The 20422-nt window shown below is 41.4% G+C and carries 21 protein-coding genes; 18 read left to right on the forward strand and 3 right to left on the reverse strand.

Annotated features, from left to right (window positions below; all coding sequences use genetic code 11):
- Window positions 1-206: 206 nt before the first annotated feature.
- From DTOX_RS24025 to DTOX_RS02375, 8 genes are all read left to right on the forward strand, one after another.
- Window positions 207-359: an ATP-binding protein gene (locus DTOX_RS24025; RefSeq protein ID WP_242652594.1), complete on the forward strand. Its 153-nt coding sequence runs from the start codon at window positions 207-209 to the stop codon at window positions 357-359.
- Between the two features lie 469 nt (window positions 360-828).
- A complete protein-coding gene (locus tag DTOX_RS02350; protein ID WP_015756120.1) occupies window positions 829-1782 on the forward strand; it encodes a DMT family transporter in 954 nt (317 codons plus the stop codon).
- 657 nt (window positions 1783-2439) lie between these two features.
- Window positions 2440-2637 carry a hypothetical protein gene (locus tag DTOX_RS22780; protein WP_015756121.1) on the forward strand — a complete coding sequence of 66 codons (198 nt, stop codon included), beginning with the start codon at window positions 2440-2442 and terminating at the stop codon, window positions 2635-2637.
- 20 nt (window positions 2638-2657) lie between these two features.
- Complete coding sequence (locus DTOX_RS02355; protein ID WP_015756122.1) at window positions 2658-3470, forward strand: SAM-dependent methyltransferase; 813 nt, start codon at window positions 2658-2660, stop codon at window positions 3468-3470.
- Window positions 3471-3976: 506 nt separating this feature from the next.
- Window positions 3977-4411, forward strand: coding sequence for a MerR family DNA-binding transcriptional regulator (locus DTOX_RS02360; RefSeq protein WP_042315294.1), 435 nt, complete (start codon window positions 3977-3979; stop codon window positions 4409-4411).
- A complete protein-coding gene (locus DTOX_RS02365; RefSeq protein ID WP_015756124.1) occupies window positions 4368-5825 on the forward strand; it encodes an IS200/IS605 family element transposase accessory protein TnpB in 1458 nt (485 codons plus the stop codon). Before DTOX_RS02360 ends, DTOX_RS02365 begins: the two co-directional genes overlap by 44 nt.
- 270 nt (window positions 5826-6095) lie before the next feature.
- Window positions 6096-7277 (forward strand): tetratricopeptide repeat protein, encoded by a 1182-nt coding sequence (locus DTOX_RS02370; protein ID WP_015756125.1) that lies wholly within the window; start codon window positions 6096-6098, stop codon window positions 7275-7277.
- Window positions 7268-8113, forward strand: a complete 846-nt coding sequence (locus tag DTOX_RS02375; RefSeq protein WP_015756126.1) for a radical SAM protein — start codon at window positions 7268-7270, stop codon at window positions 8111-8113. Before DTOX_RS02370 ends, DTOX_RS02375 begins: the two co-directional genes overlap by 10 nt.
- Before the next feature lie 326 nt (window positions 8114-8439).
- On the opposite strand, the gene DTOX_RS02380 is transcribed toward DTOX_RS02375, so the two are convergent.
- Window positions 8440-8928: a flavodoxin family protein gene (locus DTOX_RS02380; RefSeq protein ID WP_042316523.1), complete on the reverse strand. Its 489-nt coding sequence runs from the start codon at window positions 8926-8928 to the stop codon at window positions 8440-8442.
- A 448-nt stretch (window positions 8929-9376) separates the two neighbouring features.
- On the opposite strand from DTOX_RS02380, the gene tnpA reads away from it, so the two are divergent.
- On the forward strand, window positions 9377-9808 hold the full coding sequence (gene tnpA, locus DTOX_RS02385) for an IS200/IS605 family transposase (protein ID WP_015756129.1): 432 nt from the start codon (window positions 9377-9379) through the stop codon (window positions 9806-9808).
- 47 nt (window positions 9809-9855) lie between these two features.
- On the opposite strand, the gene DTOX_RS21220 is transcribed toward tnpA, so the two are convergent.
- Entirely contained in the window at window positions 9856-10188 is a 333-nt protein-coding gene (locus tag DTOX_RS21220; protein ID WP_157862827.1) for a hypothetical protein, read from the reverse strand.
- On the opposite strand from DTOX_RS21220, the gene DTOX_RS02390 reads away from it, so the two are divergent.
- The 6 genes from DTOX_RS02390 (at window position 10165) to DTOX_RS02415 (ending at window position 16200) form a co-directional block, all read left to right on the forward strand.
- Window positions 10165-11001, forward strand: a complete 837-nt coding sequence (locus tag DTOX_RS02390) for an ABC transporter substrate-binding protein (RefSeq protein WP_052292901.1) — start codon at window positions 10165-10167, stop codon at window positions 10999-11001. The genes DTOX_RS21220 and DTOX_RS02390 overlap by 24 nt on opposite strands.
- On the forward strand, window positions 11001-12074 hold the full coding sequence (locus tag DTOX_RS02395; protein ID WP_015756130.1) for a FecCD family ABC transporter permease: 1074 nt from the start codon (window positions 11001-11003) through the stop codon (window positions 12072-12074). Before DTOX_RS02390 ends, DTOX_RS02395 begins: the two co-directional genes overlap by 1 nt.
- Window positions 12071-12829, forward strand: a complete 759-nt coding sequence (locus DTOX_RS02400) for an ABC transporter ATP-binding protein (protein WP_015756131.1) — start codon at window positions 12071-12073, stop codon at window positions 12827-12829. Before DTOX_RS02395 ends, DTOX_RS02400 begins: the two co-directional genes overlap by 4 nt.
- 138 nt (window positions 12830-12967) lie before the next feature.
- Entirely contained in the window at window positions 12968-13780 is an 813-nt protein-coding gene (locus DTOX_RS02405) for a class I SAM-dependent methyltransferase (RefSeq protein WP_015756132.1), read from the forward strand.
- A gap of 565 nt (window positions 13781-14345) precedes the next feature.
- Window positions 14346-15050, forward strand: a complete 705-nt coding sequence (vanR, locus tag DTOX_RS02410; protein WP_422698397.1) for a VanR-ABDEGLN family response regulator transcription factor — start codon at window positions 14346-14348, stop codon at window positions 15048-15050.
- Window positions 15028-16200: a sensor histidine kinase gene (locus DTOX_RS02415; protein WP_042315295.1), complete on the forward strand. Its 1173-nt coding sequence runs from the start codon at window positions 15028-15030 to the stop codon at window positions 16198-16200. The genes vanR and DTOX_RS02415 overlap by 23 nt, the downstream gene beginning before the upstream one ends.
- A gap of 44 nt (window positions 16201-16244) precedes the next feature.
- Here the strand turns inward: DTOX_RS02415 and DTOX_RS02420 are convergent, their stop codons facing one another.
- Window positions 16245-16964, reverse strand: coding sequence for a VanZ family protein (locus tag DTOX_RS02420; RefSeq protein WP_042316528.1), 720 nt, complete (start codon window positions 16962-16964; stop codon window positions 16245-16247).
- Between the two features lie 288 nt (window positions 16965-17252).
- On the opposite strand from DTOX_RS02420, the gene DTOX_RS02425 reads away from it, so the two are divergent.
- The 3 genes from DTOX_RS02425 to DTOX_RS02435 all read left to right on the forward strand — a co-directional run bounded on the left by DTOX_RS02425 (window position 17253) and on the right by DTOX_RS02435 (window position 20386).
- Complete coding sequence (locus DTOX_RS02425; RefSeq protein ID WP_015756136.1) at window positions 17253-18374, forward strand: D-alanyl-D-alanine carboxypeptidase family protein; 1122 nt, start codon at window positions 17253-17255, stop codon at window positions 18372-18374.
- Between the two features lie 222 nt (window positions 18375-18596).
- Entirely contained in the window at window positions 18597-19469 is an 873-nt protein-coding gene (locus DTOX_RS02430; RefSeq protein WP_015756137.1) for a carbohydrate ABC transporter permease, read from the forward strand.
- Between the two features lie 29 nt (window positions 19470-19498).
- Entirely contained in the window at window positions 19499-20386 is an 888-nt protein-coding gene (locus DTOX_RS02435) for a carbohydrate ABC transporter permease (protein WP_015756138.1), read from the forward strand.
- Window positions 20387-20422: the final 36 nt, after the last annotated feature.

Genomic DNA, 20422 nt, shown 5'->3' on the forward strand with positions numbered 1-20422 from the left:
AGCCAGAAACATAGACTTGGAAGTCGGTGTTGAGTGCAATCTGAAAGAACTGCCTTTAAGCTCTTTTGATGTAAGCTCTCTGCTCGGCAACCTGATCGATAATGCCTTGGAAGCCGTGGAAAATAATGAAAGTGAACATAGGCAGGTGAAAGTAATGATCGACTTCGAACGCGGGCAAACCAATTGGGCCGGATATCCGGGAATCTATTTTCAAACCCGGTTTTACATCAAAAGAAGGCCACTCCAGCCTGGGTCTGTCCATAGTAAAGGACATCACAGCCAAATACGGAGGTGGTGTAGATCTGAGCAGTAAGGATAAAGAAACGATCTTTACTGTGAAAATACCTCTCAAAAGGTAAGGTAGTTTGAATGGATTTGAATCGGCTAGCCCCAAAAACTGCAATTACAAATTCGAAGGTCTTTGGTATAGAACTATTAAATTGAAGGGGGGTGTATGAACAGTGTTAAGGATCGTTAAAAAGCTGGTGCCCTCTTGATAGTCTGCGCCCGGATCATGCCTGCTAGCTGGCTTTGGGATTAGCATCCCGTTCCCCTCTTGAAACCTGAATAAAGGATGAGAAATTTCCTAATGAAAATTACTATCTTAGTTGTCGAAGATGATCCAAGCGTACGTAGTGTGATTAAATTTCTCCTAAATATTTATGGAGCAGGGGAATCATCATCATTAGTGGTTGTAAGCCCCTGCGGAATTGATGTATCGCTGTGAATAAGAAGAAACCAGGTTTCAATTTCAATGTTAGTTATGCAGAAACTATACTCGCCGAGATCGATTAGGATAATCGGTGGAGACTGGGGGATAATTGAGTCATGCAAAAAAAAGAAGTTGGGCCTGAGCGGAGATTCATTACATCTCCATATATGTTGTTAACTCTCGCCACTCTATTCTGGGCCGGTAATACCGTGGTCGGCAAAGCCGCCAATTTGCTGATACCGGCGTTTAGCCTGTCGTTTTGGCGGTGGGTGGTAGCCTTATTCCTGATACTACCATTTGGCGTTCGAGCGGTGCAGCGCGACTGGGACTTTTATTGTAAAAATTGGAAATACTTGATGATGCTAGCGTTTTTTAGTGTCACCGCCTTCAACACTTTTCTCTACTGGGCGCTGAATTGGACCACCGCTATTAATGTCAGCGTTATCTTTGCAACGATGCCTTTGGTGATTTTTTTTCTCTCGTGGATGGTGGGTGGGCAGAAAGCCAAAGTCAATCAAATCATAGGTGTGCTATTGGCCCTAATCGGTGTATTGATCGTCATTTCCAAAGGTAACATTAGTATTCTTATGAATTTGAATATAAATTACGGCGATATACTTGTTCTTGTCTCGGTGGTATGCTTCGGAATCTATTCAATTCTATTTAAGAAGCTCCAGGCAGATGTTGATCAAATAGGACTGATCACAGTATTTATCTTTTTTGGGCTTATTGGCATTGCTCCGTTTTATGCCTGGGATATTTATCAACACCATTTCTTTTCTGTAGATATAAAGATGGTATGGATTTTACTATACGTGGGGCTTTTCCCATCGTTGCTATCTTTCTTCTTCTGGAATAAGGCAATTGAATCCGGTGGAGCACATATTGCCGGTATGTTTTTCAATCTCGTACCGGTCTTTTCCAGTGTGCTTGCCGTAATATTTCTTAAAGAGATTTTCACTTTGTCCCACCTGATCGGAATGGTATTAATTTTTATCGGAATATATTTCTCAACGTTTTATGAACACCGTCCTCTTGAGGCTGACATTCAGCGAGAAAACCGAGCCTGATACCAAATTAAAACAAATTTTATTTGTGAAATTTGCTAACTATTCAACAGGTGTACACTAACCCTATCTTTAAAAGCAAATTATGTTTATATAAGCTTAATAAGTATGTTTTTGCCGCAAAGCTATTGCTTGTAAAAGGGGTTAACTTTCGTGGTTCTCATTTTCTGTGCTTAACCAGTTGAGCAAAGTAATTGTATAGACGTCTGTACGAAGGATAATTGCTTTTTAAAGATACTGGATGCCGGGGAAATTATTCCGATGAGGCAGCTATATTACCGTAATGAGGTAGAAATTATCGCTTTGTTCGGATAAAGATTTTATAAAAACTAGGTTAAATGTATAAAAAAATATCTTATAAAGAAGGAATTTCTTGAATTGTATAGAATATAAAAATAGTGAAAAAACTAATAGCTGAAGCTATTTTGTCTTGCAAAACAGAAGAAGTAGTTTAATACAGATATATATTGGATAATAAACCACGAAGGTTTGTTTCTGTATGAAACAAGTTTTTGCGGTTTTTGTTTTTTAAACGTAAGGTCAAAAAGTAATCAAAATTGCAAATTGTATTAGCATTTTAACCATGAAGGTTATCATCCATTATAGGGAAACCTTCATGGTTTTTTAATTTTCCATGGACAGCCTCTGGACGGTTTAGCAGTGGACATAGCTTGCAATGGGCCAGGTGGATATCGCCGGTTCCATAAAATGGAGGGCGGAGACGGTCAAATTACTTTCCAGGGAAAATCACCGGGACGCTACTTGCTGCTCGCTCGCCGCAAATTACAGGAAGGTGAGGAAGAAGTATATGATGAGCTTTCATTAACCTCTACTTTTGCGATTATGATTAAAAAATAAAACAGAAAGAGGTAAAACTTGTGAAAAACAAAGTTATTGGACGTGGTAAGTTTTATGTTATTGGAAAAGGACCGGCCGGGCCTCAGATGGCCACTTTGCAGGCTTTGAACATGATTGAACAGATGGATGCTATTGTAGCTCCAGATAATGATGTGAAACTCTTTGCAGAGTATGTCGGAGAAAAGCCGGTTCTATTCGATCCGTGGGAAGGATTTTGGAATTACGAAGGTAAACAAATGTTGGACTTAACTGAAGATGAAATGGAGAAATTTCGTATAAAACGATTCAATTTGAGAGATGAGAGAGTGAACACAATTAAGGAATTTCTCATTCAGGGGAAAGATGTTGCACTGCTTGATGCCGGCAATCCCTGTTTTTTTGGTCCCAGCCACTGGTATGTGGAACAGTTCGATCAGCAGGATATTGTTATTATTCCCGGTATGGGATGCGAAGCAGCGGCTTTGGCAGCTCTGGGGAAAAGTATCATTCCCTCATATGACACCCGCTTTGTCATGCAAACAGCCCCTCTTTATTTGGAAGGTTGGGAGCAGATATTAAAAGATCTGAATCAGTATCCGGTTAGTATAGTTGCATACATGACTTTGAGCAATCCGAAAAAATTGTTTGCAGGCCTTGAAAAATTATATCCTACTGATATGCCATGCGCCATTGTCTATTGGGCAGGATATCCGGATAAGCAGCGTGTCATAAGAGGAACTGTTGCTGATATGGGGCAAAAACTTTCAGAAGATGAGGAAAACCACATGGGGCTTCTGTTCATCGGGCGTTTTCTTAATGGAAAACCTTACGAAGCAGCTATGAAACAACAATAGAATATTATTAGCTGTGTGTACAGAAACATATTCGCAAAGAGAGAGGATTAAAATGCAATTTAGAGCATTAAATAAAAAGGTGATGCTGATAACTTACATAGCTTGAGGAAGAAACAGCAGAGCAGGCTGCATTTGATTTTTCTGGATGCATATGGATATTAATTCAGGAGTTAAGGATACTATTTTCAAATATGTACAGGAACAGGGTGAGGATGGTATCCTGCGGCAGAAAAACAGGTATTGTCTGGGTATTATAACCCGGTGGGCGGATAAATGATTATTTTTATTTAGTATGCATGGTGCAATATAGTATATGTTGTGCTCAGAATTACGTTATTCTAATGATATTTGTCAAAATAATCGTTCAGGAAAATAATAACCGGATGATTATTGAATAAACACAAGTTTATATAATAACCAAAGGGAGGTATATAACTGTTACTAGAAAACTAAATTAATATTAAAAAACCTGCTATAATGTGATATAATTTTGGCAGGTGATTAGGATGGAAAACTATATAAGTATTGGCAAAGCAGCTAAATATTTAGGGGTTAGTATTAATACTTTACGTGTTTGGGAAAAGAAAAAGATATTAGTTCCAGAAAGAACTCCTACTGGCCATCGCCGCTATAAAATGTCCCAAGTAGGATCCTTTGAGGGCAAAAAATATAGCCGAATTCAAAATACCGTATTTCTCTACGCCAGGGTATCTACGCAAAAACAGGCTGATGCCGGGAATCTTGATCGACAAATAGGAAGGCTTACTGAATATGCATCAAATAACAAATATGCTATTCAGGCTGTTTTTCGTGATATTGCCAGTGGTTTAAATGGAAAACGTGGCGGCAGAGTAGCAAAAAAGCTGTCAAAGGTCATTGAAAGCGAGGTGACTACCAGTGAAGACAACGGCGATGGGAATAATCCTGGAACTGACAGCTAAACAGAAAGAATACATTGATAACCTCATGGATAATTACTGTGCCGCAGTTCGTTGGGCATTTAAAAGACTGCTGGATGGATGGAAAGTACAAGACATTCGTATAACTGTACAAGGAAAGTTCAGACTTAACTCCCGGCAGGCTAACGATGCAGTATATGATGCCCAGACCACAATCAAAAGCCAATATAAATTAGTGCAGATGCACTATGAAAACGCCAAAGCAAAGGTTGAATTTACAGAAAAGCGTATCGCCAAGGCTAAATCGCTGGCTAAGATTGCCAAACTGCAAAAACGGTTAGAAAAGGAACAGCGTAAACTGGCCTTCTGGCAAAATCACCTGGATAACAATACTTTTCCGCCTGTTGTATTCGGAGGAAAGAAGCTCTTTCAAGAACGCTGCAAAGGCAATATTACCAGGGAAGAGTGGCAGGAAGTCAGAAGTAACCGTTATCTATCACGGGGAGATAAAACCAAAGGCGGCAACCTAAATACCCGCATATACGAAAGCCAAGACCAAATCTATCTTGATATAGCCGCCGACCCGGTACAGAAAGGGGAATCCGTTCGGTATAACCGCATAACGGTGCCGATCTATTTAGCTCAAAAGCCATCGAAAAAGACCGGCAAGATTAACGGTATCAACTACCGGCAAATGGTTTTGGATTATCTTAAAACAGGCAGTGCCTATCAGGTAGAAATCCTCCGCAGAGACGGTAAATATTACGTCCATGTGAGTATTGAAGAAGAAGTTCCGATGCCATATAACCATAAGGGTGCGTTTGGTGTAGACACCAACCCGGACGGATTAGGCGTAACCCAGGTAGACTGTCTGGGGCAATACCGGGGCAGTGAATGGCTTGGTCAAGGCGAATGGACTTATGCCAGAACAAAACGGAGAAATAACCAGACCTGTGAAATGGCTAAGAAAGTGATCCTCCAGGCTAAAGAAAAAGGTTACGCCCTGGCGGTAGAGGACTTAAAGTTTAAAAATGACAAGTCCGTAACGGCCAAGTTTAACCGAATGAGTCACAGTTTTGTCTGGTCGAAGTTTCTAAAAGCAGTTGACCGGAGTGCTGCCCGTGAGGGAGTGCCGATATTAAAGGTAAAACCGGCTTTTACTTCGGTCATAGGCATCCTAAAATACCAGCACATGTACGGCATAGCTGTTCACGAAGCGGCAGGCTATGTCATAGCCCGGCGTGGCTTGGGCTTTGATCATGAGAAGATACCCAAGATGTTGCTTGATAAACTGGTTAAAAAGAAACCTGAATTTAAACAAATGGCAAATTGGAAACAATGGTCAGCAGTTAAAAAGTCTGTGCTGGCCAAGATTAAAAAAATCACGAAAAGGAAGAAGGTGAATAGCCTGGTTTCATGGCAGATTCACCGGAAAAATGTGTTAGGTATAGGTTAATCCCTTTGCTATAAATTTTGCGGGCGGCACAGTACACGCAGCGAAAGGCTGTTGCCGCAAGTCGGAACCCAGGCGGAGGTAACACCTTCTCCGGGTAGTACACTCGCTTTAAGCAGTGGCGGGGAAACTCTTTTAGAGGAGACCACCCGGAACATAGGCGAGAGCCTATGGCCTAGCAGTTGAATCCTGTGACACTGCCACCCGTTTGTCGGACGGGTGAAAAAACTACTTGTAGTTTTTAGTAGGTTTTAGAAACCAGGCAGAACAATTATGTGTATACCAATAAGTGTATTGACCCGGGAGTTTGAGGGGGAGACTCTCTATAATCAAGGTCTTTCCTATTTCAAAAAGGGGAGTCCATTTAGCCAGGAAGGGATAATAGCTTTAAATGAGGCCAAGGCCATTTTCAACAGGGCTATTGATTTAGAGCCTGAACTGGCGGATGTCTATTACATGAGAGGAGTTACCACGCTGCAGTTTGTTCACTTCTACAACCGCCCGTTTAATAAAGAACAAGAAGGAATGTTTGAAGAAGCGCTAAAAGATTTTGATAAGGCACTGCAGATTAATGAAGATTATTCCATTGCCTATGCGGGGTTTGGCAATGCCTATGATCGCTACGGAAGCTTTGATGAAGCGATTGGGTGGTACAATAAAGCACTTGAGCGGGAGGCTGAGATCAAAAGCAAATGGGGTGAGAGTTCTCTGTCTGAAATCTATTTCAGCAGGGGAAGGGCTTATCATCGAACGCTTAAGCATTGCTGCATTCAGGATTATGAGAAGTCATTGGCTTATTCTCATATTTACACTCCGATGCATTTGGCAAATGCCTATATTCAGGCTGGGAGATGGGCCGACGCTGCTGCTATGGCCGATAAGTCAGTGGAAGCGGTTGCGGCTAAAGAGAAAAAAGCGCCATGGGACTACCGGGCATACCTGATCAGGGCAAATTGTTGCTTTAGAGCTCGAAATTATCAGGAGTGTGTGGATGCTTTGAGATGTGCTTTGGAAATTGCTCCTTTTGTTGATCCGGAAATATTATTGCTTTTGGGAAAAGCGTTCCGGCTCAAGGGATGTGAAGAGGAAGCCTTAAATTATTTTAAGCGGGTGATAACAACTTGTGGTGATTTAATTGAAAAACCCAACCAGATGAAACCGGCTTACACCGTGTATAATATTAGGGGCTTGGTTTGGCTGGAGTTGGAGCAATACCAGGAGGCTATTAATGATTTTTCAAGGACTGTGGAATTAGCACCTGAGTATTATCCTCACGGCCACACGCATTATAAATCGGAGGGTTTGAAGAATTTGGGTTTGGCTTATTTAGAAGAAGGAAACCGGCAAAAAGCCGGGGAGTGCTTCCAGAAAGCACTTGCTATGGTGGAAGAGCAGGGCTTGGAGTTAGCCGGCAGAGAAATTAATGAGATTGATGAGATAAAGGCATGGATTTGACACTGCAAATTGAGCCTGCCAGAGTATGCAATTTAAACTGTTCTATTTGCATGAGGCCGAATATCACCGGTTCCCAAAATCGTGTCCTGTCTTTAGAAAACTTTCAGAAAATTTGCGATTCTGCAGTCTCCTCAAAGATGTTCCGGTATGTTGGCCTGCATGGTTGGGGCGAGCCTCTTTTGAATGAGCAGTTATTTGATATGATCAAGTATGCCGAAGCCGGAGGTCTGTCAACCAATCTTACCACTAATGGGAGACTGGTTGGTGAAAGGATGGAAGAAATATTCGCCAGCGGTTTGCAGCAAATTGCTTTTGGTGTATACGATTTGAAGCTGTTAAAAAAAATAATGCCCATAGTAATGGAATTGCTCAAAAGGAGAGACAGGCATGGCTTAAAAATTCCTAAGATCTATCTTGATATTACTATTTACCGGGAAAACCTGCATCAAATTCAGGATTTCCTCAGAATTGCTCATGAGCTGGGAACGGATGCGGTTATTTTACACCGTCTTTTCAATGTTTATAATATAAATCCTTCTATAAAATACATTACGTCTGATGAAGAAACAAAGTTATTTGAAGAGGTTAAAAGGATGGCCCAAAATAGCGCTATCGAGATTTATCTTCCCTCTAAACATTGTTATCCTTGTAAGGTTGTTAGATGCAGCATTTTTGTGACGGTCGATGGTGAAGTGACCCCTTGCTGTTTTTTGCCGGAATATCGTCTGGCTAACGCCCTGGAAATGAGTTTGGCAGAGGTAATTGCTTCCGCGAGTTATAGTAATTTTATATCAAAGATGGCTAAAGGAGCAATCTGTGGGAGTTGTAGATGGTAAGTAAAAAGATAAACTCCTGCCTGAGTTTTTGTTCAGGTAGGAGTTATGTGGCATAGTGACACTTCAACAATAAATCCATATTTTCTGTAAAGTGATTTATTTTATCGATCATATCCTGTATATCTTTGATGTAATCAATAAACTCCCTCTGTCGTTTCATAAAGATACAACCTCACCTAAAATACTACAATGGTCTTGATTATTATACAACATGAGGTTTTTCAGGTATTCCCTAGTGTTAAGTTCCTTCTTTAAATATCTTTGGCGAGCGGGAAGGGGTATCCCGGTTGCCGCTTTTTTGTGTAAAAAATATTGTTTAGTAAACGTTATTCTCCAAATAATTCAGACGCTTTTTGGGCGATGCGCTGTCCAAAAATATAACACAGGCTTTCACCTTGCTCATAGTGTCCCTTTACCGCCACCGCCCCCAAATGAATGTACGGGCGCCCACAACCGGTGCCGCTGGAATAAACCAGCATTCCTTTGGTGATAAGATGGTCGATAACAGTGGAGAGGGCTGTGTGGAAACCTCCTTGCAGACCGTTTGCCGTGGCAAAAACAGCACCCAGCTTACCTCCTAAATTATAATTATGGGATTCATCAAACCATTTTTTTAACTGCCAGCAAGTATTGGCAAAATAGGTTGGTGTACCGAAAATTACGGCCTTGCTCTCATTTAAGAAATCGTCGTCAACAGCATCAAGAGGAAACATCCTCACCTCTACGTTAGGTACAGTTTCCATGCCCGTTTTAACAATATCCGCCATTCTCTGAGTATTACCTGTTTGACTGAAATACAAAATTGAAATTTTCATTGCCTTTACTAATTCACTCCTTTCTTTACATATTCCCAACAAATTATCTCCTTGTTGAGTAATCAGGGATGATTTGATTGGCCCATTTACAAATAAATCATATATTATATAATTTCATCCTGTCAACAATTGTTTTTAAGCGATTCTTGGCAGGACTCAAGGGGCTTGATATAATTAACAAAAGTTCTGCAGAAGCAGGCCCCGGGTGCTTGGAAAATATTGGATTAGGTGTGGGCTGAAGCCCACATAGAAACACGGATTTTTTGATTCACAAAATTGATTATTGTTAAGGATAACATTGAAGTTATAGTAAGGCGCTAAGAAGGCTCCATGGGGGTCTTTTTTTATTTTCAAAATGCCAACTCTAAAGCCTTCGCCTTTATGCGAATAGCTTTAGCGTGATTATTTTGAGAAGGACAAGGATATCATTCACTTAGAGGTGAATGGTATGACAGAATATAGAAAAAGTAGTCACTCAGTATATGACATAAGGTATCATTTTGTATGGGTTACAAAATATAGATACAAGGTATTGCGCGATAAAGTAGCATTGAGATTAAGAGACTTGATCAGGCAAAGCTGTCAAAGTAGTGATATCGTGATATTAAAAGGTAGTGTAGGTAAAGAACACATACACTTGTTGTTAAGTTGCCCACCACATTTGTCACCATCAAAAATTGCTCAATATCTAAAGGGAAGATCATCGAGATTGCTTCAGGAAGAATTCCCTGAGCTTAAAAAAAGATATTGGGGCCAGCATCTTTGGGCACGAGGTTACTTTTGTGCAACAGTTGGAGCAGTAACCGATGAAATGATAAGAGAGTATATAGAAAAACAAACGGAAGATGAATTAGAAGAAAATTTTAAGGTTACGACATGAGTTTAGTCACGGTTTCTTTAGTTGGCTTTAGCCGAAATTAATGACTTTCAGTCATCGACAAACCTACCGGCTTCAGCCGGTAGTCGTTTAGTTAATTGGGAGATAGTAAAAAAAGGAGGAGACACTATCAAAATGAAAAAAATCTCTGCCCTGTTGCTTGCATTGACTCTTCTTCTCGCGCTGTTAACAGGTTGCTCATCCGGGAGCAGCGTCTCCCCGGAAGCTTCCTCCGTCTCCAATAAGCCCGGCACCCGTACAATAACGGACATGGCAGACCGCAAAGTTGAAATACCGGCGACCATCAACTCCGTTGCAACAATCGGAGCGACTGCCCGTATGCATAGGGCAACTCCGGTATGCCCTATGCATACGTGAATCATGCCAGATTTTCCAAACTGACGCCGGTAGCTTCCGGCGGTGCGAGCAGCAAAACATACGAAGAAGCCCTTGCAACACTTCACCCGGACATTATATTTACCAATTCCTCTGATATGGAAACTGTGAATACATTGCAGCAGAAGCTTAAAATTCCCGTTGTCGTTCTTTCGTACACAGGTATCTTCAGTGACAGCGTTTATAGTGCCCTTACGCTTATAGGCGATATCATGGGAACTCAGGAGCGCTGCGCCGAACTGATCACAGCTATGAAGGGATGGCAGAATGATCTCAACAACCGCACTAAGGATATCGCGGATATGGATAAACCCACCGTATACGCGGGTGCCGTCAGTTTTTCCGGTGGTCATGGAATTGAAGGAACTTACGCGAAATATCCTCCCTTCGTTGCAATAAACGCAAAGAATGTTGCCGACGAAACCGGAAAAGACGGATCCATGCTTATTGAGAAGGAGAAGCTCACCGTCTGGAATCCTGACATCATCTTCCTGACTCCCGGCAACATGCAGCTTGTTAACGATGACTATAAGACAAATCCGAGCTTTTACAGCAACCTGAAGGCTGTTAAAGATGGCAATGTATACTCCCAGATAAATTATAACTATTACGGTTGCAATATAGAACTCTCAATAGCCGATGCATATTATGCCGGCATCATCATCTATCCGGACGTATTCTCAGATGTCGACTTCGAAGCAAAAGCTGACGAGATATTTAAGAAAATGCTTGGCCAGCCCTATATGCAGATACTTAAGGATTCAGGTAACGGTTTTGGCAAGATCGCTATAGGTAAGTGATGGCGACAATATTAAATCTTACTAAAACGCAAAAAACATATCGAGAGTATATACAATTTAAGATAATGGTCATCTTTCTGATGGCCATTATCACAATAGTGGCGGCTCTTTTTGCAATTGTTGCCGGTTCTGCCGGTCTGACGATAAAAGAGGTATTGCTTACCTTGATAGGACAAGGAACCGAAATAACCAAAACAGTTGTCCTCAGTCTTCGCCTCACCAGAGTGGTGACGTCGATTATTGGAGGAATCGGTCTGGCAGTGACAGGCTGCGCCATGCAGAGCATTCTGCGCAATCCGCTCGCTTCCGCGTCAACAATCGGTGTGTCGCAGGGTGCCGCCTTCGGCGCTGCTTTTGCAATCATTGTGTTAGGTGCCGGCGTACAATTTCACACTAATGATGCCGTAACGGTTACGAATCCTTATCTTGTATCCGTTTGCGCCTTTGCATTTTCCATGATATCAACCTTCGTGGTTCTCGGACTTTCGAGATTCAAGAAGGTTTCACCCGAAACGATAATCCTTTCGGGTGTTGCGTTGAGCGCGCTTTTCGGGGGCGGCACAACGATTATGCAATACTTTGCCGATAACGAGAGTCTGTCGGCAATAGTGTTCTGGACTTTCGGAGATATGGGCCGTACATCGTGGAAGCAGATCATAATTATGGCAACCATTGTTTTTTTGGCAACTATCTATTTCTCCTTCAACAGATGGAACTACAATGCTCTCGAAAGCGGTGAAAACAGTGCCAAGGGACTCGGTGTCAATGTAGAGTCGATGCGTATTGTCGGAATGACCGTATGCTCCTTTACAGCAGCGGTAATCGTTTCATTTGTCGGTATAATCAATTTTGTCGGTTTGGTATCTCCGCATCTCATGCGGCGTTTAATTGGTGATGACTATCGTTTTTTACTTCCGGCCTCTGCTCTAATGGGTGCGTTTATGTTGCTGTTCAGTGATACAGTGGCGCGTTTGGTGGTTTCTCCCGTAGTTCTGCCGATCGGTGCAATCACGTCTTTCCTGGGAGCTCCGTTATTCCTCTATCTTTTATTCAAGGGGGTCAGGACCAGATGATAAATGTCCAGCACTTAACTTTTTCCTACTGCAAAGCCTTTCAGGTTCTGAAAAATATAGAATTTACCGCTAATGTAGGGCAGTGTGTTGCTATATTGGGAAACAATGGCGCAGGAAAAAGTACAATGGTGAAATGCCTGAACCGAATACTTGAGCCTCAGGAAGGTGCGGTGGTCGTCAATGGGCGTGACGTCAGCAAGCTGAAGCGTCAAACGATCGCACAAGATATGGCATATGTTTCTCAACAGAATGACAGTTCTAAGTTTACGGTATACGATTCAGTCCTGCTGGGCAGGAAGCCGTACATTAAAATGAACCCGACAGACGAAGACCACCGGATAACGAAGGACATAATCGATCGTATGGGGCTTAACAGCTTTACTCTCAGGTATATTGATGAACTGTCCGGCGGTGAGCTTCAGAAGGTTATGCTTGCGCGTGCGCTTGCCCAGCAGCCAAAGGTGCTGATGCTTGATGAACCGACCAGCAATCTCGACCTTAAAAATCAGTACGAGGTAATGGGAATAGTCCATGATATCGCAATTGAGGACAAACTCTGCGTTATCATCGTCATTCATGATCTAAACCTTGCTATTCGCTATTGTGATCGCTTTCTGTTCATTAAGAATAACCATGTGTATTCACTCGGCGGTGCCGAAACCGTTAACTGTGAAGCTATACGCGACGTTTACGGCATGGACGTAACGATAGAAAATATACGCGGATATCGTACAGTTGTCCCCCTTTGCGGGTAATAAGGCTTAAAATTTTACAAGCGAAAGCACACAGGGACCACAGTTTTGCGGATCTCTTACTGTGTATGGAAAAATATGGTTAAATGTAGGATATTAGAATGAAAAATCGAAATATCAAAGAATGGATGGATTAAAAATATGGACATATCAACTATTAGGGAATTGTGGAAGCCGAATCTTCGCAACCCGAAAGCGGGGATCGAGTGGTGGAACAGCAAGGCGGACAAATTTTCCGTGAAGGAGATACCAACGGCGGAAAACAGCATTGGTATGCGGATAATCCAGCGCGAGAATATGGTTTGCAAGGGAAGCAGAACGCTGGACGTAGGCTGTGGTGGAGGCAGATTCTCCTTCGTATTTGAGGCTATGGGCGCGGAAGCGACCGCAACCGATTTTTCGCCCGAAATGATAAGGAAAGCCATGGAGAACGGGAAAGACAGAGGTTCGAATGTGTGCTTTTCGGCGGATAACTGGCACACGGTGGATCTGAAAGAAAAGAGCTGGGAAAAACAATTTGATCTCGTTCTCGCGAACATGACGCCTGCAGTTGTTTCCGCAGACACATTTCTAAAGCTCATTAAAGCGAGCCGCGGCTGGGTGCTCATGGTAAAACCCACCAGACGAACAAACTTAATTCTGGATGAACTCAACAAACTGGTTAATGCTGAACCGGACACAAAGGCGCTTGATGAAACAATGGCTTACGCATTTGACCTGGCGTGGTGCACCGGAGGCCGCCCGAAGCTTGAATATGAGGAGCAAATTTGGAAAAACGACCATCTACTGGAAGAGGCAATAAAAGAATATACGCTCCGCATTTCTTCCACGCACGAGCTTTCGGACAGCGACAGTGAAAAGATCAGAGAGTATCTCGAAAGCACGGCGGTTGACGGGATCGTGCATGAGAACAGCAGCACAACCATTGCAGCTATGTATTGGCATGTGAACTGAAAAGTGCTGAATAATAAATATGAAAGGTGTATCTTGGTATGCACTTATGCCGGACCATGCAATTCCCAGCCTCGATCAGAATTTACTGCAGTCATCAAATAGAGAGGATATGTTTATTAATATCGTGAAGCTGATAACTCCTATCTGGGATAATTGTTCAGGTAGGAGTTTGTGTTTTGCACTAAGCAACAGGGTTAATGCGCATTGACTCAGAAAACACCATGGAATGATGGAGGCCATTGAAAATCTGCCGATTTTCTGGATCCATGACCGCAAATGTAAAATACTTAAAAAGCTAAGAAAACTTATATCACAATAATGCTTCAGGTTTAAGGTTAAGGGACGGTTTGCCGATATGGTTGACTGTCCCTTAAATTCTCTCAGAGAATTTATTGCTTAAAACCCTTGCTATTGACGAAATTGATATTTATATTTGTGTGTAAAAGACTATCAGTATCGAGATATTCAGAAAATCTTAAGATTTTGATAAGTAAAAAGCGACAAAATGGATTATTGCTTTGCGGTATAATAATTATGGGGATATATACTTAAAAGAAAGAAGATGATGCTTTTGGCTACAAATATTTTGATCGCTGATGATGAACAAGCAATTGCCGATTTGGTAGCAGTTTATCTGGAAAATGAGAATTATCATGTCTTTAAATTTTATAACGGTAAGGATACTCTTAACTGCGTTGAAAATGAAAGATTGGATCTCGCCATTTTGGATGTCATGCTTCCGGATATGGACGGCTTTTCGATCTGTCAGCAAATCCGGGAAAAGCATAATTTTCCGGTTATTATGCTGACAGCCAAAGAAGAAGAAATCGATAAGATTACCGGGCTGACATTAGGTGCGGACGACTATATCACTAAACCGTTCCGCCCTTTGGAACTTATTGCCCGTGTAAAGGCGCAGCTCCGGAGATTTACCAAATATAATTCTGCGGAGCCAAACCAGGAAGAACACTTGATTGCCTTTTCCGGCTTGGTATTGGACAAGAAGACCCATGAATGTACGCTGAATGAAAAAAGGCTATCTCTCACTCCTACAGAGTTTTCTATTCTTTGGGTCCTTTGTTCCAATCGCGGACGGGTGGTCAGTTCGGAAGAATTGTTCCATGAGGTATGGGGAGATAAGTATTTCACTAACAGCAATAATACTGTAATGGTTCATATCAGGCATTTAAGGGAAAAAATGCACGACAGCGCGGAACATCCTAAATATATCAAAACGGTATGGGGAGTTGGCTATAAAATTGAAAAGTGAGAGAGATAAAAGAAGGAATGATTATACAAAATTAAAAAGGAAAGTATTTTTTCGAATGCTCCTTATTATTTTTACCACAGCTGCAACTGTTATCTTCCTGCGTTTTGTAATTCAAAAAAACTTCAGTGTTGGAGATAGTATTGTACAATTTTTAAAGAATACGTTTCATATGCGTGACAGAGATGCTTTGATAATGTATCGGTTTGCATTTTTTAATAATATAGAAGCTATTACACTTATTGTGATTCTCATATTCTTAGTTATTTTGCTTAAATTTTCACTTTCTTGGTTTACTAAATATTTCGATGAAGTCAGCGCTGGAATGGATAAACTTACTGAGGAATCCGATGCTGGAATTACATTATCACCGGAATTGGATTTTATGGAAAATAAGCTTAATCAGATAAAAAACAACTTGGAAAAACAAAAGAAAGCTGCTCTTGATGCCGAGCAGCGCAAAAATGATTTGGTAGTTTACTTGGCTCATGATATAAAGACACCTCTGACCTCTGTTATAGGATACTTAAGTCTTCTGGATGAAGCTCCTGATATGCCTCCTGAACAGAAGGCAAAATATGTCGGTATTACCTTGGAAAAAGCTTATCGATTAGAGCAGCTTATAAATGAGTTTTTTGAGATCACAAGATTTAATCTTCAAACTATTGTTTTGAATAGAGAAAAAATTAATTTACTGTTTATGCTCCAGCAGATGGCAGATGAATTCTATCCAATACTGACTCCACAGGAAAAGCGGGTGTCCGTCAATGTGCCTGATGGCCTCATTCTGTGGGGAGATGCTGACAAACTGGCTCGTGTGTTTAATAACATTCTGAAAAATGCGATAGCTTATAGCTATGAAAACAGCGTCATTGACATTTCTGCTAAACAGCAGGAGAAAAATATTGTTATAACTTTTAATAATCAAGGTAATCCTATCCCACGAGAAAAACTGGAAACGATATTTGAGAAATTTTTTCGGCTGGACACATCCCGTTCTACTAATACAGGCGGTGCCGGGCTTGGACTGGCTATTGCCAAAGAAATCGTAAACGCGCATGGAGGCAATATTTTCGTGCAAAGTAATACAGAAAAGACAGTCTTTACTGTCGTGTTTCCACAAAAGCAAGAAAAGGACAAGTTATCTGCTTAAGTCAGACAGCTTGTCCTTTTGTAAATTAATTCGCCTGGCAATTATTAAATCAAAACAAATCCAAATAAAGATCTTAAAAATGGGATTAATAAAGATCTTAAAAATGGGTAAAACACAAAGAACATACCGGCGAATGCGCTGACCATATAAAAACATGCCTCTTCACGAAGGAGCAAGGGAATTTTTTCGATATTGGTACTTTGGACAGAAACCTTGTCCTGTAATTTAGATAAATGTTCTATCAGCAGCCTAAAAATTACCCATCCGATTAACGTTCCGAGAGTATTCATCAGTAAATCATCAATATCCGTTACTCTTCTATTGAACAATTGACTCAATTCTATTATAAGAGAGAATGTAATACCGGATAATGCTGTTTTCCATAACACTTCATATTTTCCCCAAATACATGGAAGTATAAATCCAAGAGGTATAAAAAGCAATATATTTTCTATATATGGGCGAACACCTTCTGTAATCCAGTAAAAGGGAATCAGATTAATCTCATCCTGTGGGAAATTCAACCCCTTTGGTGTTATTATTCCAAAGCTGTTATGAACAATATCCCTTATGGAAGGAATACCAGTGAAACTTAGCACACCAGTAAGGTAGTACACAAAGATATATACGATTGCAATATGTTCAATTGACAGCTTATAGCCAATCTTTTTGCTTTGAGAGGTCAGTAGTATATGGTATGGAATCAAGAATGGCAAAGTACTAATAAACCATGTAATCGACACTATAATAAACATTAAAATCATAAAGATCACTAAATTCACCTCCGTTGTAATTAACTTGTTTATTATAGGATATTTAAAAAAGAAATGTCTTAATAAAACCTTAAGATATGGTGATTTTCTCCTTAATAAGTTTTATTCCTATTTTTACAACTATTAAGATGCAGTAGTGTCGCAAAGAACATGTATGTCACAGTGAAACTCCAGATACCGTCATAAGAAAATCTTAAGAAGTTCATAAGATGGAATTCCAACATAGCTCCTTCTTCTGTGGTTGAATAATATCAGCACAGAATAAGGAGATGTTTTATTATGGTACGAAAAGTAAAAAATAAAAAGCCGGGAATACGCATATTTATAACATTTCTATTGATGGTTGGAATTGCTGCTTTTGTTTATCAATCCATCATTATTCCAGGATACCGGCACATCTTTGAGAAAGAATATGACGATAAAACCACGTTATATTCTTCTTTAAAGGCAACGCTCGTTTCTTATGGCAATAAAACAATGCCAGCTCCATCGTTGAAGCTAGAAGCTGAACCCTCTGTTTCCATATCTCCCGGTGAGCTGAACAGTCCTAATGCGATTCTGATTAATTTAAAAGATCATACCATTCTGATGCAGAAAAACAGTGAAGAAAAAATCTATCCCGCTTCTTTAACAAAGATGATGACAGCCATTGTTGCAATAGAAAACTTGCCTGATTTGAAGAAAGAAATCACGCTTACCGATTCTGTTTTTCGGGGACTGTCAGAAGCAGATGCATCTATGGCGGGTTTCCGGCCGGGTGAGAATGTAAGAGCGATTGACCTTTTATATGGGGCTCTGCTTCCTAGTGGGGCAGAGTCTTGTGTTGAGCTTGCTGATTACATTGCAGGGTCGGAGAAGGACTTTGTAGGGATGATGAATCAAAAAGCAGCAGATCTTGGCATGTACAACACATATTTTGAGAACTCAACTGGACTTCAGAATGAAAACCATTACACAACAGTAAAAGATCTGGCGGTTCTTCTAAGCTATGCTTTGCAAAATGATACTTTCAGGGAGATTTTTACTTCAACGCGCCATTCCACACCGCCAACGAATAAGCACCCTGACGGGATAACCTTTTACAGTACCATGTTTGACGAACTTAACAATCGGAGCATCACCGACGGGAAAATTCTAGGAGGGAAAACAGGCTACACCGCTGAAGCGGGTCTATGCCTTGCGAGCCTCGCTCAAGTGGGTAAACAAGAATATAGTCTGATTTCAGCTGGTGCGAAAGGAGATCACCATTCGGAACAGTACAATATTACCGATGCATTAGCTGTATACAACCGTCTAGGGAAAAATGATTATAAGGTTAACTCAGCAAGGGTAACGGAAGACGTTTTGAGGCAACACGATAAAAGGCGGTTAAACAATCCGCCTTTGAAACGACCACAGTAGTTATCTCAGTTCTGGGGGTAAAGAGGGTACTGAGCAAACGGGATAATCATTTAGGAAAATAATAAGTTTTTCATAAGAATTTATTAAGATTTTGATAAGTTGAAATTCCAACATCGCCTGCCTGATTTCGGTAAGATGAAATTGTTGAATCGGACAGGCTTTTATCTTGCCGAAAGGAGGCGAGTACATGTTGCTTGGTCCATCACGATTAGGGTGGTACAGATGAGAACTGGAAAATTAAAAACTAATAACGGCTATCTGACCTGGCTTTTCCTCTGGCCCAGCCTGCTGGGTTTTTCTCTTTTTTATTTGCTTCCGTTTGTTACCGGCTTTTACTATTCCCTGGTGGACAGTCCCATTAACGGTACTTTTGTTGGATTACATAATTACGGTGCTTTGTTAAAAAACCCGAGCTTTTTATCAGCTCTGGCGAATACAGCCAAGTTTACTTTAATCTGTGTACCTCTTAATATGATTCTCTCCCTGGGAGTGGCCTTGTTATTGAACCAAAAATTACCGGGCCGGAATCTGTTTCGCACCATCATGATAACTCCTTTGGTGGTACCCGTAGCCTCGGTTGTTTTGGTCTGGCAGGCTTTCTTTGATTTAAACGGCGTTTTAAATTCCCTGATCCATGCTCTGGGTTACCCGCCCGTGGACTGGATGAAAACCAACTGGTCCATTATGGTGGTCCTGGTGGGTTATCTATGGAAAAACACTGGTTACAGCGTAATCCTGTTTCTGGCCGGATTGCAAAATATACCGGCTGAATACTGCGAAGTAGCCAGGATCGACGGGGCCAGCCGCCGGCAGGAGTTTTTCCGAATAACCCTGGTTTATTTGACTCCCACAACTTTTTTTGTTTTTGTTATCTCGATTATCAATTCATTTAAAGTGTTTCGGGAGACGTATCTTATCTCCGGAGAATATCCCCATAACAGCATCTATATGCTGCAGCACTACATGAACAATATGTTCATGGCTCTGGATTACCAAAAATTGACTTCCGCAGCCTTCATTATGGCTGCCTTTATCGCAGCCGTCGTTTTAGTGCTTTTTATCGTGGAGAGAAAGATCAGCAACATGATTAATTAACAAACTTAAAACCGGTGATAGGGGTGTGTATGTTGAATCGTAACCACCGAATAAAAAAAATACTCCATATTACAGTTTTACGGGTACTGGCTGCCCTATTCATTTTTCCCCTGGCTGTAACCGTCACTAATTCATTTATGAGTGAACAGGAAATCGCCAATAATTATGACCCTGTGGCGGACAAAAACTTAAGCAGCTATAACGATGACACAGCAAATCACTTTGCCCGGTTCCAGCTTATACCCGACGTGGTGGTGCTGAAGCAGTATTATAACGTACTCATTAAAAAGACCCAGTTTCTTTTCATGTTCTGGAATTCCGTGCTGATTACCTTCCCTATCGTCATCGGGCAAACAATTGTGGCAACCCTGGCGGCCTATGCCTTTGCCAAACTGAAGTTTAGGGGCAGAAACTTTTTGTTTGTTTTTTATATCATTGTGATGCTGATGCCATTCCAGGTAACTCTTGTGCCCAATTATTTAATGGCCGGCCAGCTGGGCCTGCTTAATAGCCGCTGGTCCATTATCTTGCCCGGCATCTTTAGCACCTTTGGCGTATTTCTTTTAAAGCAGTATATGGAGCAAATACCGGACTCCTATATTGAAGCAGCCCGGGTGGACGGGGCCAACCAGCTCCAGATTTTCCTCAAAATCATCCTGCCCATGTCCAAGGCCGGCATAGCAGCCATGGCCATACTTGTTTTTATCGATAACTGGAACATGGTCGAACAGCCGTTGATCTTTTTACAGGATGCGGCCAAACAGCCTCTTTCCCTCTATCTCTCCAGAATCATCGACGGTGAAAAAGGATTGGCTTTTGCCGCGTCCACTTTATATATGATGCCGGCGCTGTTGAACTTCCTTTACGCCGAAAAGTACTTGCTGGAAGGGATCCGGCTTTCCGGAATCAAAGGCTGAGCAACCAGTGCCTTGCTTTTGTGTCGTTGCACCAGG

This window comes from Desulfofarcimen acetoxidans DSM 771 (assembly GCF_000024205.1).
Taxonomy (GTDB): Bacteria; Bacillota; Desulfotomaculia; order Desulfotomaculales; family Desulfofarciminaceae; genus Desulfofarcimen; species Desulfofarcimen acetoxidans.